The organism is Nonomuraea sp. NPDC005501 (assembly GCF_040605905.1).
GTDB lineage: Bacteria > Actinomycetota > Actinomycetes > Streptosporangiales > Streptosporangiaceae > Nonomuraea.
This window is the reverse complement of the sequence record NZ_JBEXDT010000028.1, coordinates 66,316-80,252: the sequence shown is the minus strand read 5'-3', so window position 1 is coordinate 80,252 and position 13,937 is coordinate 66,316. Positions and strand designations below refer to the sequence as shown.

Here is a 13,937-nt window from a genome sequence, read left to right as displayed (position 1 = left end):
CAACGGCTCGGCGACCAGGCGGCCCACGGTGAGGCGGGGGTCGAAGGAGTCGAGCGGGTTCTGGGAGACGACCTGGATGAGGGACCGGCGCGAGCCGCCCAGCGCCCGCTCGGCCGTTCGCGGTGCAGCGCCCACGACAGCAGCCCGGTGAAGACAGGCCCGCTGCCGATCGCCACCACCGTGCCGACGGCCACGCCCGTGCGGCCGACCGCCGCGAAGAAGCAGAGCTGGTACGCGGCCACCGCGGCGGCCGCGAGCAGCGTGCCGGGGCTCACCGCCCGCCGCAGGCCCTTGCCCGCGAAGAGCGCGAGGACCGCGCCGCCGATGACCAGGCGGGCCGCGGCCAGGGCGACCGAGTCGGCGGAGACGAGCAGGCCCGCGGTGCCGGCCGTGCCCCAGAGCACGGAGGCGCCCACGACTGCCAGAGGTCCGTTCTTCATGGACGTCATTGTCTGACAATCAGACAATCTCGTCCAGTTGGATCAGCCGGACGTCACACGAGCTCGTCCAGAAGCTGGTCGATGAGCCGGGCGGCGCAGGAGACCAGCTCCGCCGCGTAGTCGTCCAGGACGGCGACGCCGTCGCCGATGCTCTCGGCCGTACGGGGCGACAGGGTGAGCAGCGCCTCGCCCTCGACCGAGGCGACGCCGTCCACCCGGAACGCCCCGTCGGCGGCGGCGATGGAGACCGTGAAGCTCACCTCGCGGCCGTCGGGCAGGGTGAACGCGGTGCCCGCGCGGGCGCCGGCGGGCGGGAAGAAGTAGGAGAAGGGCACGCTGCGGACGAAGGGGTGATGTAACTCGGCGAGGCTCACCGCCGCCCGGCTCATGGCCGCCAGCAGACCGGCCGCCGCCAGGCTCTCGCTGTCCACACCCCGAGGGTAGATCACCCTCACGGCCACCCGCCAGCCGCCTTCCGCCGCACCTGTCCCGGCTGTCCCGGCTGTCCCAGTCGGTGTCCCAGTCGGTGTCTCAGTCGGTGGCCAGGCGCGCGTGGCGCTCGACGTCGTAGCGGACGCCGTCGTAGCGGAGCTTGCCCCGCTCGATCCCCTCGGCGAGGAAGCCGGCCTTGGTCGCCACCCGGCACGAGGCGGGGTTGTCGACGCGATGCCCCAGCTCCAGCCGGAAGAGCCCCCGCTCCCGGAACGCCCACCGCGCCAGCTCCTCCACCGCGGCCGACGCGACGCCCCGGCCGCGCGCCTCGCGCACCGTCCAGTAGGAGACCCAGCCGTTGGCGTGGTCGTCGATGCGGGCGACGGCCACGTTGCCGACGACGCGCCCGTCGAGCGTCACCGCGAACGCGTGCCCCACCCCGTCCCACGCCGCGATCCACCCGAGCGCGTCCCGCACCGTGACGACCGGCCAGGGCGCCTGCCGGGACAGCTCGGGGTCCTGGAAGGCGGCCAGCACGGCCGGGGCGTCGTCCGCACGCCACTCGCGCAGCCGGATGTTCGTTATCAGCATTGATGCCAGATTATCGCCCGATCTGGTGGGCGTGCTCGAAGGCCGTCACGAGCTGCTTGGGAGCGGTCAGGCACCACGCCTCGGCGACCAGCTCGAACAGCTCGTCGTAGTCGATCCGGTCCAGCCGGATCACCACCCACCCGAACCGCCCGGCGGTGAACTGCGGCTCGAACACCTCGGGCCGCTCGGTCACCAGCGCGATCTGCTCCTCGACGGTCGCCTTGACGCCCACGGTCTCGGTCTCCTCCCACAGGTAGCCGAAGCCCTTGCCCCGGACCTTGAGGCTGACCCAGGTGGCCATGCGGTCCATGCGGACCTCGGGCAGACCCTCCACCAGCTTGAGGAACTCTTCGACGCTCACACCCATGGCCCCTGTGTACCAGCCGCCACCGACAGAACGTGTGTCCGGTTCATGACGAGATCACATCGGACAGGTGATCCACTCCCTGGCCCGCGTTTCCCCAGGTCGGCAAGGTAGAGGGCATGACGAACCCCTTCACCCGCCGTCCGGGCGGGACGCCCGGCGCCCACCTCCCGCTCGCCCTCTGCGCCGCCGCCATGGCCGTCCTCGCGCTGGCCGCCGCCACCGGACTGGCCGTCGACGGGCGGACCGTGCTGGGCGAGCCGGTCTGGCTCAAGCCGTTCAAGTTCGCGCTGTCGTTCGCCCTGTACGCCGGGACGCTGTCCTGGATGATCGGCCAGGCGCGGCGGTGGCGGCGGACCCTGTGGTGGCTCGGCACGGTGGCCGCCGCCGGGTTCGTGCTGCCCGAGATCTCGGCCATCACGTTCCAGGCGGGGCGGGGGGTGCGCAGCCACTTCAACTTCGAGACGGGGCTCGACTCGACCGTCTTCGCCGTCATGGGCGGGGCGGCGTACCTGGGCTGGCTGATGACGTTCGCCATGGGCGTGTTCCTGCTGTCGCAGAAGCGGACCCTGGAGCGGCCGATGGCCTGGGCGGTGCCGCTCGGGATCGCCGTGTCCCTGGCCGGCATGTCCGTCGGCTACCTCATGACCGCCCCGACCCCGGAGCAGGCCCAGGCCCTGGACGCCGGCCTCAAGCTGGCCACGATCGGCGCGCACAGCGTGGGCGCCCCCGACGCGGGCGCCGGGATGCCGCTGACCGGCTGGAAGACGGGGGCCGGCGACCTGCGGGTGGGCCACTTCGTCGGCCTGCACGCCCTCCAGGCGCTGCCGCTGGTCGCGGTGGGCCTGCGCCTGCTCGCCCGCCGGGTGACCGTCCTGCGCGACCTCACCGTACGGACGGCGCTGGTCGTCGTGGTGGCCATCGGGTACGGCGGGCTCACCTGGCTGCTGGTCTGGCAGGCGCAGCGCAGCCAGCCCCTGACCAGCCCGGACGCGACGACGCTGACCGCTGCCGCGACCCTGCTCGGGGCGGTGGCGCTGGCCGCCGCCGGTGTCCTCCTCGCCGCGTCGCGCCGCGTGCCGGCCCGTACACCGGTCGCCGCCACCCGATGACGTGGGCGGCCTGTGCGTCACGGCAGCAGCAGCCCCCAGTACAGCCCCCACGGAACGAGCACCAGGCCACCGGCCAGCAGCACCGCCAGCCGTACCCGCTCGCCTCCCGCGACGTCCCCGCGCCCCCGCCACCACGCCAGCCCGGTGACGGCGGCGGCCACCACGCAGGCCACCGCGAGTGCCTGGAGCGCCAGCCACGCCACCGGCCGGCCCGCCAGGAGCGGCCCCGGGCTCGCCAGCTTGGCCCCCGTCATCACCGCGTACATCAGGTACCCGAACGACCCGAGCACCACCGTCAGCCCGCCCGCACTGAGCACCCGCGCCGCCGCGCTCACCGGTGTGCCGGTTCGTCCCCGGACCCGCCGGACCAGCGCCACCACCGGATACCCGGCGAACCCCACCAGCATCACCACCAGCGCCGCGAGCTGCACGTCGGCCGACTCCCACCAGTCCACCGGCGGGACCGGCACGGTCGGCACGGCCTGCACCGGCTCCGGGCCCGACGTGCTCGTGGCGGGCGCCCGGCCGGAGGTCGCGTCGGCCACCCAGGCGCCGACCAGGTCCGCGTAGCCGGGGGCCAGCTCGGGCAGCCGGGTGACGCCGCGGTCGGGGGTCCGGTGGGCGGCGTGGTCGGCGTCGGCGAAGTACCGGACCGTGACGTGGTCGTTGCCGCCGCGCCGCAGCGCCTCGGCGAAGCCCCGCGCGCTCTCCCGGGCCGGGGTCAGCAGGTCGTGGACGCCCCAGACGGCGAGCACCGGCCGGCGCACCGCGGCGATGGTCGGAGCCGGGTCGTAGTACGGCTCGGGGAACAGGTCACCGTCGGCCAGCACCCGGTACAGATCGGGCTCCGTGCGGTCCACCAGCCGTCCCGACATCCCGGCGGCCCTCATGCCCGCGTGCACCGCCCACGTCTGCTGGACCAGCGGCTGCTGGCTGTTGCCGCCGACGACCACGACGAACGCGACGTCCCGGGAGCGGGCGGCGGCCATCGGCGCCACCCAGCCGCCCTCGCTGAGGCCCCAGACACCCACCTTCGCCGGATCGACGCCCGGCTGCCGGCGCAGCTCCGCCACGCCCCCCAGCGCGTCCCGGGCGAGCTGCGCGTACGAGCGCTCGAACAGCGAGTAGCCCACGGACCGCTTGTCGTAGACCAGCACCGACAGCCCCCTGCGGGCGAACTCGACGGCCTCGCCCATGAGCTTGGTCCGCGGCGTCCCCGTGCCGGCTCCGTGAACCAGCACGATGCCCGGCCGCCCGTCGCCGCCCTTGCCGGGTGACAGGACGGTGCCGTGCATGACCAGCCCCCCGTCACCGCGGAAGCTCACCTCCACCGCCTTGAGGTCCCCGGGCACGACCGGGGCGGGCTCGTCGTCGCGTACGGCCGCCGCCCACGCACCGGGAGCGGCGAGCAGACACCACAGGAGGGCGGCCAGCCCGGCCACCAGAACTCGTCTCATGTCCGCCGACCCTACTCTGCAGAGAGTTCTCGGCAAACAGATCTCGGCAGAAATCCCTCTGCAGGACTAGACTCGTCCTCATGACGGATGAGGCCGCGACCCCCGAGTCCTTCCTCCTCGACGACCCGGCCCGGCTCAAGGCCCTGGCCCACCCCATGCGCCGCCTCATGCTGCGCCACCTCGGCGTCCACGGCCCGGCCACCTCGACCACGCTCGGCGAGCTGCTCGGCGCCAAGACCGGCACGACCAGCTACCACCTGCGCCAGCTGGAGAAGTACGGCTTCATCGAGGAGATCCCGGAGCGCTCGACCGGCAGGGAGCGCTGGTGGCGCAAGGCCCCGGCGCCGCGCGACATGCGCCTGCCCACGCCCGACCGGCTGGCGCCGGAGGACCGCCCGATCCTGGCCGAGTTCCACCGCCTCGGCCTGGAGGAGGACCTGCGCCTCCTGGAGGGTCTCCCCCACCTGTACGAGCGCGACCCGGAGCACGTGAAGTCGTCACGAGGGCTGGGCTGGATGACGGACGAGGAGTTCGAGGCGTTCTTCGAGGCGTTCATGCGGCTCCTGCTCCAGCACAGCCGCCCCCGGACCGAGGCCCCACCCGGCGCCCGCCCCATGTACCTCCGCCTCTACGCCTTCCCCGCCGACGACCCCGAGTAGATCCTGCTGCGCCGCGCGTACGATCCGAACGTCGAGCCGGCGGGGTCACCGCCGACATCGCTCAAAGCTCGGGCTCCGTGTCGTCACGCGCGGGCAGATCCGCCGGCTCGATCTGGCCGCGCATCAGCTCGACGGCGCGCGAGACCGTGATGCCGCCCTTGAGATAGGCCTGGACCACCGCGTGCGCGTACGCGGGAGGAACGCGGACCCTCTCCAGGTCCGGCTGCGGCGCCCACCCGACCGCCTCCATCAACTCGGCACGCGTGGGATTGCGCTGGCGCAACTCCTTGGCCGTCGCCTTGTCGATGACACCGGCCGCGACCGCCTGCCTCAGCGTGAGCGACCAGGAGGTCCGGTAATGGGCGGCCAGTACGACCAGCCGCTCCCGGGGCGCTCCCTCCCGTGCCTTGAAACGCGCCAGCAACGCCTGGGCCGGCAGCAACAGCTCCGCCGCGAACGCCTCGACCACGATCTCCCTGTCGCCACGGGAGGTGTGGACGCTCACGTCACTGGAGTACTCGTCACCCACGACGAGGTGGCCGAGCTCGTGCGCGGCCGTGGCGCGGCGGCGCCCGGGATCTCCCTGGTCGCTGACGACCGCCACAGCGATCTCGTCCTCGACCAGCGAGGCGCCCTCGCCCGGCACCTCCACGACCGCCACGAGCTGTCCGAGCGCTTCGCACACGCTCATCAGGGAACTGATCGGCTCAGCACCCAGATCGATCTTCTGCCGGGCCCACAAGGCCGCCTTGCGCGCGTCTGCGATATCGGTGATCCGGCCCGGAAATCGCGCTATCGGAGGCGGTGTGAATTCTCCGCTCTCCATGAGCTGGCGGACATCGGCGAGCCAGGTCGTGAGCGCGAACTCCATTCGATACGACTGCCGCGTGCCGTCGACGGCGCCGTCCTCGGCCAGTTCGGCACGGCGGGACACCACGGCGGGAGCAGGGGTCAGGAAATGGCTCAACGGGACTTTGAGCACCGTGGACAGTTTGGCCAATTCCAGCGCGTCGACGCGGCGCACGCCCATCTCGATCTTGGCGATCATGGTGCGGTCCAGGCGAAGTGCTGATGCCAGCTGTTCCTGTGACATATCGGCCGCGATGCGACATTCGCGCACGCGTTCCCCTATCTCGGCCCAGCCTCCCGGATCCTTCATGGTGCGATAATCGCACACCCGTAGCGGCCGAGGGAGACCTCCGGCGCATCAGGAAGTAATCGTTACCTCTCAGGAAAGCGCCTTTACCGGATGTCGCCGTGCTGTCCCGCCATGACGCATTGCCCCTGATACCCAAGAGATAGGGGGATGCTTTGTGGAGTTTGTCCAGTTATGGTGACCGCAGTACAGCGGCGTCAGGCGGGAGGACAAGCGTGCCCATCTTCCTGGCCCGCCTGCTGGCCCGGCTCGGCATGCTCGGGACCTGGTGGACGCCGGTGCTCGTCTTCGCGGCGGTGTTCCTGACGAGCTGGCCGCTGATGGCGCTCGCGGAGCCGGCGGGCAGTGAGATCGTGGCGCCGGCCAACTACTGGTGGTACTTCGTCGTCACCGCCTCGACCGTGGGCTACGGCGACCTGTACCCGGAGACGGCCGGCGGCCACGCGGTGGGCGTGTACGTCATCGCCGGCGGCATCGCGACCTTGACGACCGTCTTCACCAGGTTCGCGGCGGCTCTGGAACGGGCCAAGGGACGAAGGATGCGAGGTGCCGTCACCGTGGACATGTCCGGCCACATCGTGCTGCTCGGCTACACCCCCGGCCGTACCGAGCAGATGGTGGACGAGCTGACGGCCGACGGTTCGAGCCGCATCGTGCTGTGCGCGTGGGACGACGTCCCGACGCATCCGATGCCGGACCGCGAGGTGACGTTCGTGCGCGGCGACCTGACCGACGACGGCGTGCTGCGCCGGGCCGGCGTCGACCGGGCGTACAGCGTGCTCGTGGACGCGCGCGACGACAACGAGGCGCTGGCGATCGCGATCACCGCCGACCACGTCGCGCACGGGGCGCACCTCGTCGTCGCGCTGCGGGACGTCGGCAGGGTCCGGCAGCTGCGGTACGTCCGGGAGACGCTGCGCTGCGTCCAGTGGCACAGCCCGTACATGATCACCGAGGAGCTGCGCGACCCGGGCCTCAGCGAGGTCTACACGCAGCTCATGACCCACGGCGACGCCGAGACGTACTCCGTGCGGCTGCCCGAGTCCCTCGGGCCGGTGCTGGTGGACCGCTGCCAGACCTCGCTCGGCCGCCGGTGCGGCGCCACGCTGCTCGCCGCCCGGACCGGTGACGAGCTGCTGGTGAACCCCGGCTGGCAGACCCAGCTGCCGGCGGGCTCCGTGCTGTACTACGTGGGCTCCCACCGCCTCACCCCCGAGGAGCTCACCGCCGCCCTGCACGGGGAGGATTCACGTACGGACAGATGAGTATGATCGGCCCGATCTGCACCTTTTCAGGTAACCCCCCGGCGGAGGATACGTGGCCATCGACGACCCATCCGGCAAGCACGGCGGCCCGGACGCTCACGAGGCGGCTCCGCCCGCGGGCCTGACGCACGAGCGCGTGGGGATGTTCACCGACGCGGTCTTCGCCATCGCCATGACGCTGCTCGCCATCGAGCTCCCGCGCCCCGAGGGCGAGGCCGCGGAGCCCCACGGGGACCGGCTGGCCATGGCCGCCGAGCTCTGGCAGTACCTCAGCCAGCATTCCGGGACGTTCCTGGCGTTCTTCATCGCGTTCATGATGTTGTGGACGGCCTGGCGGCAGCACCACCGGCTGTTCGACCGGATCACGTACCTGTCGCGCGGCATGATGCTGCTCCACCTGCCGATGCTGATCTTCGTGGCCCTGCTGCCGTACCCGACCGCGCTCATCGGCGACAACTCCGCCAACCCGCTGTCCGTCACCCTCTTCGCCGGCTCCGAGGCGGTCCTGCTGCTGTGCCAGGCCGCCCTGATCACCTCGGCGCTGCGCGGCCCCATCAAGGCCGGCACGGACATACGGCGGCTCCGCGTCCTCGCGGTCTCCCTGTGGGCGGTCGGCGGATTCTGGCTGCTCACGGCGGCTCTGACGTGGGTGATGGAGAACGTGCCGCTGCTCTGGCTGCTGACGCCGGTGGTGGCGGTGGCCGCCGTCCGCGTCGGCCGCCGCCTCATCCCGGAGCCCGCCGGTACGGCCTGACACCCTCCCGATCGGAGCGACATGATCCATCACGTCCAGCTCGCCTGCCCGCCCGGAAGCGAGCAGGCGCTGCGCGACTTCTACGAGGGTGTCCTCGGCCTGACCGAGATCCCCAAGCCCCCGGTCCTGGCGGCACGCGGCGGCTGCTGGTTCCGCGGCCACGGCATCGAGCTGCACCTCGGCGTCGAGACCGACTTCCGACCGGCCCGCAAGGCCCACCCCGGCCTGCTCGTCTCGGGCCTCGACGAGTGGGCCGGCCGCCTGCGCCGGGCCGGGTACCCGGTCACGTTCGACGACGACTTCCCCGGCATGCGGCGCTTCTACAGCGAGGACCCGCTCGGCAACCGCCTGGAGTTCCTGGAGCCCCTCGGCCCATGACGCGTCCGAATCCCGCCAGCCAGGAGCCGGCGCCCCTGTGAGGATGGCGCCCATGACGCTTTCGGCGAACGATGTGACCAAAGACGATGCCTGGGCGGTGATGGAGCGCTTCTACGCCGCGGAGACCGCGTACGTGGCGGCCGGCGGGTACGGCAGGGCCCGTTACGACGAGGTCGCCGCCCACCTGGACCCCGAGGTCGTCCTGCACCAGGCGCCCGGTCTGCCCTTCACGGGGACGGGGACGTGGCGCGGCCATGACGGCATGGAGCGCTTCCTGGCGACCTTCAGCGACGTCTGGGAGTCGATGGAGTTCCTGGAGCAGGAGCACTGGGGCGACGGGGACACGGTCGTGGTGCGCAACCGGGTGCGGTTCCGTGCCCGCGCCACCGGCCAGGACGTGGAGACGGAGATCCTGCAGCTCATCCGGGTACGGGACGGGCGCATGCTCGAATGCCGTCCCTTCTACTGGGACCCGTCGGCCGTCACCCGGGCGTGCACTCCCCCGTCGTCCACCTCGGCCTAGGAGCTCGGCCCAGGCGTTCCGCGCCCTGTGGAACGAGCACCACGTGGCCGTCGCGACGCACCGCGACTACGTCCTGGACCATCCGATCGTGGGCGAGCTGCGGCTGTCGGCCGAGCTCGTCGCCCTGCCCGGCGACCCTGAACTGCAGGGCATGGACATGTTCGCCGCCGAGGCGGGCTCGGAGTCGGAGGCCAAGCTCCGCCACCTGACCGCCACCACCACCCGCACCCCGTCCACCCCCCCGCACGCCCCTAACCGAGGGCCTTGTCGCGTTTCCTCCAGAGCTTGCCCGTCGCCAGGTCGAGATAGTAGACACGCCCGTTCAGGGAGTCGCGGATCAGGAAGGGGCCCTGCTTCGACCAGCCGACGCCGAGGAAGTCGTCGCCGGGGAACTCGGGAGTGACGCTCGACATGCGTTCGCCGGTCTCTGGGTCGAAGGTCTCGACGCGCTCCTCGCGGCCTCGGATGACCACGAACCGCCGTCCGTCCGGCCGGAGGTGGTACGTGTCCTCGACGGAAGAGGCCGGGAGTTTCCTGAGGGGGAGGCTCATCCGCGTCTTCCCCCGGCGGTCGAGGACGAGAACCCGCGATGCCGTCGTGACCACGATCCCGCTCTCGTTGATGTCATGAACCTTCTCGGCCCCGGCGACCGGCAGGGTGGTCCAGGTCCGGGTGTCGATGATCTGCGCGCCGTCCCTGGCCAGGGCCACGTACCTGCTCTGGCGGATGAAGGTCGGCGTGGGCACGGCGGTGTCCGCCAGAGGGCCGGTGAGGGGGTGGACGCCCCGGGCGTCCTGGTACACCATGCGGCGATCGTGCCTGCCGAGATAGACGACGGCCTTCTTGTCGGCGCTGCGCACGAACGGGGCCTGCTCGGGTGCTCTGCCATTTCTGACGATGTACGGCGCGGCCTGCGGAAACGACTGTCCGTTCACCTGCCACGACCGGCAGGGGACGTCCATCAGGTCGTTCCACGGACAGGTGGGCCGCTTGTATTTCTCCACGGTCGCGAAATCGACCGTCTGCTCGGGAAAGGTGCTGGGCATCGTGTACTCGGGCAGTGCGCGCCGTGGTGATTGGCCGGGGGTGAGCAAGGCGCCGGACAGCACGATCGCCGTTCCCGCCAGGTAGAGGTTCCGTGCCGACCAACGGCCGATGGCGGACTCGGCCGAAACCGCCTCCTCCGCTCTTTCGGAATCCGGCCCCGCATTCGCTTTCCGGACGGCCCAAATCACGACAAGCATGACGACGGCATGGGCCAGAAGTGCTGGGGTGACGCCCCGATCCATCAGCAGATAACCACCCGCCACCACGGCGCCACCCAAAGAGAGGAGCCATGCCGCCCGATGGATTCGCACCTCTTCATCGGCATGGAACGCCCGGGCCGGCTGTCGTACACCGTGGAAGACCGAAATGGCACACCAGCCCAGGACCACATAGAACAGGTCATTGGTGAAGCAGGTCAGCGGAGCGGCGATGACCAGGGCGATCAGCCGCTGTCGACGCAGAGCGGCGAAATGGTCGATGACCCCGCGGGCGTTGTGCGTGGTGACGGAAAGTCCGGCCAGTGCGGCGAACCTGGTCAGCCGGTCCTGGGTTACCGGCACGGCCGCCACCAGCACGGTCAGCACGGCGACCACCCAAGAGATCAGCTGAGGCATCGTCACGAGGTGACACCATATATGGTCCTATATCGTGAGCCCGGATGACATATGGCGGCAATTTGGCATCACCACGTCGCATATCCAGCGCAAGCGATTACAGATGGTGGTGTCCGGCTGTCTGTCGCTGGCACTTCTCGCGGCAGCCATGTCGTGGTCGGGAGCGATAACACCGCACATCAGCTGGAGCCTCCCGGGATTCTTCGTCCACGCCGACGTGGACGAGAATGGCGTCCTGTCCAGCACTCTGGATATCGACATCGAGAACGAGGGACTGACCTCTTTCACCCTCACCGGCCTGACCGCGGAAATGCCGGGCCTTCGCCTGCTGCCCGCCGACGAGGAGGTCACCATGGCGATCGGCGGCTTCCAGACCGTGCGGAGGCGCGTGGTCATCACCGACTGCGCCGCGGTGCCGCACGAACCGCAACCGGTTCGCTTCACCTACACGACCTGGGTCGGATCAGGCTCGGCGGAGGTGACATGGGGCTCATGGCAGCTGACAGGCCCCGAGGGGCAGGTCCCGGTCGCCTGGCAGCGAGCCGTCGCAGTCAAGGTCTGCAATGAGGCGATGAGCCCGGAATGGAGTTGACAGCCGGCTCGTCGCTCCCCGTCACGAAGATCGCCACGGGCTTCGTCTTCGCCTTCGGGGCCTTGCGTTTCAACGGGTTCGACCTGCTGCTCGACCCCGTCGGATGGGGACTGTGCGCGTCGGGGCTGACCCGGCTGCTGCGTTCCGCCGGCGACCCCTTCGACCGGGCCAGGTCCTTCGCCGTGGCCATGGTCTCCGTCTCGCTCGTCGCCGTGTTCGCATCCGGAGTGCCCCACCCGAGCGACGAGCCGGCGTCCTTCTCCCTCTCCCAGGTGATCGGACTCGTCGACACGGCCGGCGCCTTGATCGCCGTCTGGCTGACCGTCGACGCGATCATCCGGCGCATCCGGCCCCAGGGAGAGATCTCCACCGCCGCCCGCCTCGACGTGCTCCGCTGGGCCGTGGTCAGCCTGGGAATCCTCGGCATCCTGTCCGGCTTCGGCCACGCCGACCTGGGCTTTGTCACGCCCATCGCCTGGTTCGTCGCCGTCGTGACCCTGATCGTGGTGCTCTACCGCGCGGCCGGACTGCCGTGGCTGTTCCCGACGGAGGAACGCGCCACGGGTTGAAGCCGTCAGGCGGGCCAGGACGGTGAGCGGCCGAGGATGGCGAGGATCCGGTCCAGGGGTTCGGCGTCGTCCTTCACCGGCAGGCCCGGCCGGAACGCCGCCCCCGGCGCCAGCCGGTCGGCCCCGTCGGGGACCGCGCGGGCGACGCGCAGCGCCGGCTCGGCCAGCTCCGCCTCCAGCTCGTACGGCCGGCCCAGCGATCGGGCCACGTCCCAACCGTGCACGACGTAGTCGATGAGATGAAAGCCGATGGCCGACGCGCCGGGGAACGCCGCGCCGGGGCCGAACTCGGGAAGGGCGAACTCCCGCTCCAGCACGCCCTCCTCGGCGAACGCGGCGAGGACGTCGCGCGCGGCCTCGGCGTACTCGGCCGCCGGGTCGCCGCCGGCGGGGAGGGGGCGGACCTCCCACACCGCGAGGTCCGCACCGTGACCTCGGGCCGCGGCCGCGAAGCCGCGGTGCTGGGCCGTCATGTGGGCGAGCAGGTCGCCCAGCGTCCACTCGGCGCAGGGCGTGGGCCGGTCGAGGTCGGCCACGGTCACCCGGGACACCACCTCGACGCTGATCTCGACCGCGCGCCTGTTCAGGGCAGTGATACCGGTGACATCGGAAGTCGTCATGGCGCAATCATAAGCATGTGCCTACTATAAGTCCATGCATATATTAAACGACGGCATATCGTTGGGGCATGGCGGAGAGCAGGGCCCCTGAGCAGACGGCGGCCGGACGTCCCGACCTCGCGGCGATGATGGCGCCCCTGAGCCGCGCCCTGGTCGCGGCCGAGCTGCCGGTCCTGCGGGCGCACGGCCTGTCCATGTGGGCGTACGTGGTCCTGCTCGCGCTGGACAGGCAGCCGGTACGGAGTCAGAGCGCGCTGGCCCAGGCCATCGGGGCGGACAAGACCCGCATCATCGGCGTGCTCGACGGCCTGCAGGAGCGCGGGCTCATCGAGCGGCGGGCCGACCCGGCCGACCGGCGCACTCACCTGCTGTCGCTCACCGCCGAAGGCCGGCGCGTACGGGACGCCGCCCAGGCGGGCATCCAGCAGCAGGAGGACCGGCTCCTGGCGCGCCTGCCCGCCGAGGACCGGGACGCCTTCCTACGCGCGCTCCAGACGCTGTCCGCACTGCCCCGCGAGGAGATCGTCGGGAACGGCGCCCGCCGCCCCCGGACATCCCGGTAGTCAGGACTGGGGGATGCCGGACTCGGCGCGGTCGGCGTCGATGAGGCCGGTGAGCAGGGCGACGACGACGGCGGCGAGGTCCCGCAGGGCGCCGTCCGGGGTGGCCGGCTCGCTCTCGAACGCCTGCCGGACGGTACGCGCCAGCAGGTCCGCCCGCCGCTCCAGGCCCTCAGCCGGGGCACTCGCCTCCGCCCGCAGGAAGCCCTCGAACGTCGCCTGGTAGGCGTAGCCCACCTCGTCGGCGCCCATGTCGGCGCGGAGCAGGCCGTGCTCCGACAGCAGCTTGAAGTAGCCGCGGGCCATGGCGGCGTGCCGGTCGTCGCGGGCGGCGTCACGCGAGTCCGCCAGCTTGCCGAGCAGGTCGGGGTCGCCGAGAAGGAACCCGCGCAGCAGCGGCCGGTTCGCGATGGCCACGAAGTACGTGCGCGCGAAGCGGTGCAGCAGGCACACCTGCGGATCGTGCCCCAGCGCCTGCCGGAGCTCGTCCATCGCGTACAGCACCTCACGCCCGAAGACCGCGCCGAACAGTTGCTCGCGGGTCTTCCAGTGCAGATAGACCGTGCCCTTGCCGATGCCGGCCTCGGCGGCGACGTCGTCGATGGTGACCCGCCGGTAGCCGTGGCGGGCCAGCAGGTCCGCGGCCGCGTCGAGGATCCGGGTGGCCCGTTCGGTCCGCTGCTGCGGGTCCCGCAGTCGTTCGGCACTGGCACTCATGACGCCATCATATGACCAGATAAGAGTTCTGGTCACATCCGCGTCAATCTCTTGACTAATTTTCGCTTTTAGTCATACGGTGAAGGA

The 13,937-nt window shown here is 71.2% G+C and carries 18 protein-coding genes and 1 pseudogene; 10 read left to right on the top strand and 9 right to left on the bottom strand.

The window, feature by feature from the left end:
• The 4 genes from ABZS51_RS16580 to ABZS51_RS16565 all read right to left on the bottom strand — a co-directional run.
• The coding region (locus ABZS51_RS16580; protein WP_355441198.1) for an EamA family transporter at positions 1 to 440 on the bottom strand (440 nt) is incomplete at its 3' end.
• Between the two features lie 53 nt (positions 441 to 493).
• On the bottom strand, positions 494 to 871 hold the full coding sequence (locus ABZS51_RS16575; RefSeq protein ID WP_355441195.1) for a hypothetical protein: 378 nt from the start codon (positions 869 to 871) through the stop codon (positions 494 to 496).
• Between the two features lie 100 nt (positions 872 to 971).
• Positions 972 to 1,463: a GNAT family protein gene (locus ABZS51_RS16570; RefSeq protein ID WP_310707182.1), complete on the bottom strand. Its 492-nt coding sequence runs from the start codon at positions 1,461 to 1,463 to the stop codon at positions 972 to 974.
• 10 nt (positions 1,464 to 1,473) lie between these two features.
• On the bottom strand, positions 1,474 to 1,830 hold the full coding sequence (locus ABZS51_RS16565) for an MmcQ/YjbR family DNA-binding protein (protein WP_355441192.1): 357 nt from the start codon (positions 1,828 to 1,830) through the stop codon (positions 1,474 to 1,476).
• Positions 1,831 to 1,946: 116 nt separating this feature from the next.
• On the opposite strand from ABZS51_RS16565, the gene ABZS51_RS16560 reads away from it, so the two are divergent.
• The gene (locus tag ABZS51_RS16560; protein WP_355441189.1) at positions 1,947 to 2,939 is read left to right on the top strand and encodes a hypothetical protein; all 993 of its coding nucleotides are present in this window, start codon (positions 1,947 to 1,949) and stop codon (positions 2,937 to 2,939) included.
• Between the two features lie 17 nt (positions 2,940 to 2,956).
• Here the strand turns inward: ABZS51_RS16560 and ABZS51_RS16555 are convergent, their stop codons facing one another.
• Positions 2,957 to 4,396 (bottom strand): prolyl oligopeptidase family serine peptidase, encoded by a 1,440-nt coding sequence (locus ABZS51_RS16555; protein ID WP_355441186.1) that lies wholly within the window; start codon positions 4,394 to 4,396, stop codon positions 2,957 to 2,959.
• Between the two features lie 80 nt (positions 4,397 to 4,476).
• On the opposite strand from ABZS51_RS16555, the gene ABZS51_RS16550 reads away from it, so the two are divergent.
• A complete protein-coding gene (locus ABZS51_RS16550) occupies positions 4,477 to 5,055 on the top strand; it encodes a helix-turn-helix domain-containing protein (protein ID WP_355441183.1) in 579 nt (192 codons plus the stop codon).
• A gap of 61 nt (positions 5,056 to 5,116) precedes the next feature.
• Here the strand turns inward: ABZS51_RS16550 and ABZS51_RS16545 are convergent, their stop codons facing one another.
• Positions 5,117 to 6,214 carry an XRE family transcriptional regulator gene (locus ABZS51_RS16545; protein WP_355441180.1) on the bottom strand — a complete coding sequence of 366 codons (1,098 nt, stop codon included), beginning with the start codon at positions 6,212 to 6,214 and terminating at the stop codon, positions 5,117 to 5,119.
• A gap of 212 nt (positions 6,215 to 6,426) precedes the next feature.
• On the opposite strand from ABZS51_RS16545, the gene ABZS51_RS16540 reads away from it, so the two are divergent.
• The 5 genes and pseudogenes from ABZS51_RS16540 to ABZS51_RS16520 all read left to right on the top strand — a co-directional run.
• Positions 6,427 to 7,476: an ion channel gene (locus ABZS51_RS16540; RefSeq protein WP_355441177.1), complete on the top strand. Its 1,050-nt coding sequence runs from the start codon at positions 6,427 to 6,429 to the stop codon at positions 7,474 to 7,476.
• A 52-nt stretch (positions 7,477 to 7,528) separates the two neighbouring features.
• Positions 7,529 to 8,230 carry a TMEM175 family protein gene (locus ABZS51_RS16535; RefSeq protein ID WP_355441174.1) on the top strand — a complete coding sequence of 234 codons (702 nt, stop codon included), beginning with the start codon at positions 7,529 to 7,531 and terminating at the stop codon, positions 8,228 to 8,230.
• Positions 8,231 to 8,251: 21 nt separating this feature from the next.
• Positions 8,252 to 8,608: a VOC family protein gene (locus ABZS51_RS16530; RefSeq protein ID WP_355441171.1), complete on the top strand. Its 357-nt coding sequence runs from the start codon at positions 8,252 to 8,254 to the stop codon at positions 8,606 to 8,608.
• A gap of 52 nt (positions 8,609 to 8,660) precedes the next feature.
• On the top strand, positions 8,661 to 9,131 hold the full coding sequence (locus tag ABZS51_RS16525; protein WP_355441168.1) for a nuclear transport factor 2 family protein: 471 nt from the start codon (positions 8,661 to 8,663) through the stop codon (positions 9,129 to 9,131).
• Between the two features lie 19 nt (positions 9,132 to 9,150).
• A pseudogene (locus tag ABZS51_RS16520) lies at positions 9,151 to 9,327 on the top strand (transcriptional regulator); the annotation flags it as partial.
• Positions 9,328 to 9,382: 55 nt separating this feature from the next.
• On the opposite strand, the gene ABZS51_RS16515 reads toward ABZS51_RS16520, so the two are convergent.
• A complete protein-coding gene (locus tag ABZS51_RS16515; RefSeq protein WP_355441165.1) occupies positions 9,383 to 10,798 on the bottom strand; it encodes a hypothetical protein in 1,416 nt (471 codons plus the stop codon).
• A gap of 28 nt (positions 10,799 to 10,826) precedes the next feature.
• Between ABZS51_RS16515 and ABZS51_RS16510 the strand changes: the two genes are divergently transcribed.
• The gene (locus ABZS51_RS16510; protein WP_355441162.1) at positions 10,827 to 11,384 is read left to right on the top strand and encodes a hypothetical protein; all 558 of its coding nucleotides are present in this window, start codon (positions 10,827 to 10,829) and stop codon (positions 11,382 to 11,384) included.
• Positions 11,375 to 11,953 carry a hypothetical protein gene (locus ABZS51_RS16505; protein WP_355441159.1) on the top strand — a complete coding sequence of 193 codons (579 nt, stop codon included), beginning with the start codon at positions 11,375 to 11,377 and terminating at the stop codon, positions 11,951 to 11,953. Before ABZS51_RS16510 ends, ABZS51_RS16505 begins: the two co-directional genes overlap by 10 nt.
• 5 nt (positions 11,954 to 11,958) lie before the next feature.
• Here the strand turns inward: ABZS51_RS16505 and ABZS51_RS16500 are convergent, their stop codons facing one another.
• Positions 11,959 to 12,573 (bottom strand): TIGR03086 family metal-binding protein, encoded by a 615-nt coding sequence (locus tag ABZS51_RS16500; RefSeq protein WP_355441156.1) that lies wholly within the window; start codon positions 12,571 to 12,573, stop codon positions 11,959 to 11,961.
• 68 nt (positions 12,574 to 12,641) lie between these two features.
• Here ABZS51_RS16500 and ABZS51_RS16495 point away from each other — a divergent pair, with 68 nt between their 5' ends.
• Positions 12,642 to 13,136 carry a MarR family transcriptional regulator gene (locus ABZS51_RS16495; protein WP_355441153.1) on the top strand — a complete coding sequence of 165 codons (495 nt, stop codon included), beginning with the start codon at positions 12,642 to 12,644 and terminating at the stop codon, positions 13,134 to 13,136.
• Here the strand turns inward: ABZS51_RS16495 and ABZS51_RS16490 are convergent, their stop codons facing one another.
• Positions 13,137 to 13,850 (bottom strand): helix-turn-helix domain-containing protein, encoded by a 714-nt coding sequence (locus ABZS51_RS16490; protein ID WP_355441150.1) that lies wholly within the window; start codon positions 13,848 to 13,850, stop codon positions 13,137 to 13,139.
• Between the last annotated feature and the right edge of the window lie 87 nt (positions 13,851 to 13,937).

Bases quoted from the DNA above. Each gene is read 5' to 3' on its own strand.
- ABZS51_RS16570 (WP_310707182.1), bottom strand. From the start codon at position 1,463: ATGCTGATAACGAACATCCGGCTGCGCGAGTGGCGTGCGGACGACGCC.
- ABZS51_RS16565 (WP_355441192.1), bottom strand. From the start codon at position 1,830: ATGGGTGTGAGCGTCGAAGAGTTCCTCAAGCTGGTGGAGGGTCTGCCC.
- ABZS51_RS16560 (WP_355441189.1), top strand. From the start codon at position 1,947: ATGACGAACCCCTTCACCCGCCGTCCGGGCGGGACGCCCGGCGCCCAC.
- ABZS51_RS16555 (WP_355441186.1), bottom strand. From the start codon at position 4,396: ATGAGACGAGTTCTGGTGGCCGGGCTGGCCGCCCTCCTGTGGTGTCTG.
- ABZS51_RS16550 (WP_355441183.1), top strand. From the start codon at position 4,477: ATGACGGATGAGGCCGCGACCCCCGAGTCCTTCCTCCTCGACGACCCG.
- ABZS51_RS16545 (WP_355441180.1), bottom strand. From the start codon at position 6,214: ATGAAGGATCCGGGAGGCTGGGCCGAGATAGGGGAACGCGTGCGCGAA.
- ABZS51_RS16530 (WP_355441171.1), top strand. From the start codon at position 8,252: ATGATCCATCACGTCCAGCTCGCCTGCCCGCCCGGAAGCGAGCAGGCG.
- ABZS51_RS16525 (WP_355441168.1), top strand. From the start codon at position 8,661: ATGACGCTTTCGGCGAACGATGTGACCAAAGACGATGCCTGGGCGGTG.
- ABZS51_RS16505 (WP_355441159.1), top strand. From the start codon at position 11,375: ATGGAGTTGACAGCCGGCTCGTCGCTCCCCGTCACGAAGATCGCCACG.
- ABZS51_RS16500 (WP_355441156.1), bottom strand. From the start codon at position 12,573: ATGACGACTTCCGATGTCACCGGTATCACTGCCCTGAACAGGCGCGCG.
- ABZS51_RS16495 (WP_355441153.1), top strand. From the start codon at position 12,642: ATGGCGGAGAGCAGGGCCCCTGAGCAGACGGCGGCCGGACGTCCCGAC.
- ABZS51_RS16490 (WP_355441150.1), bottom strand. From the start codon at position 13,850: ATGAGTGCCAGTGCCGAACGACTGCGGGACCCGCAGCAGCGGACCGAA.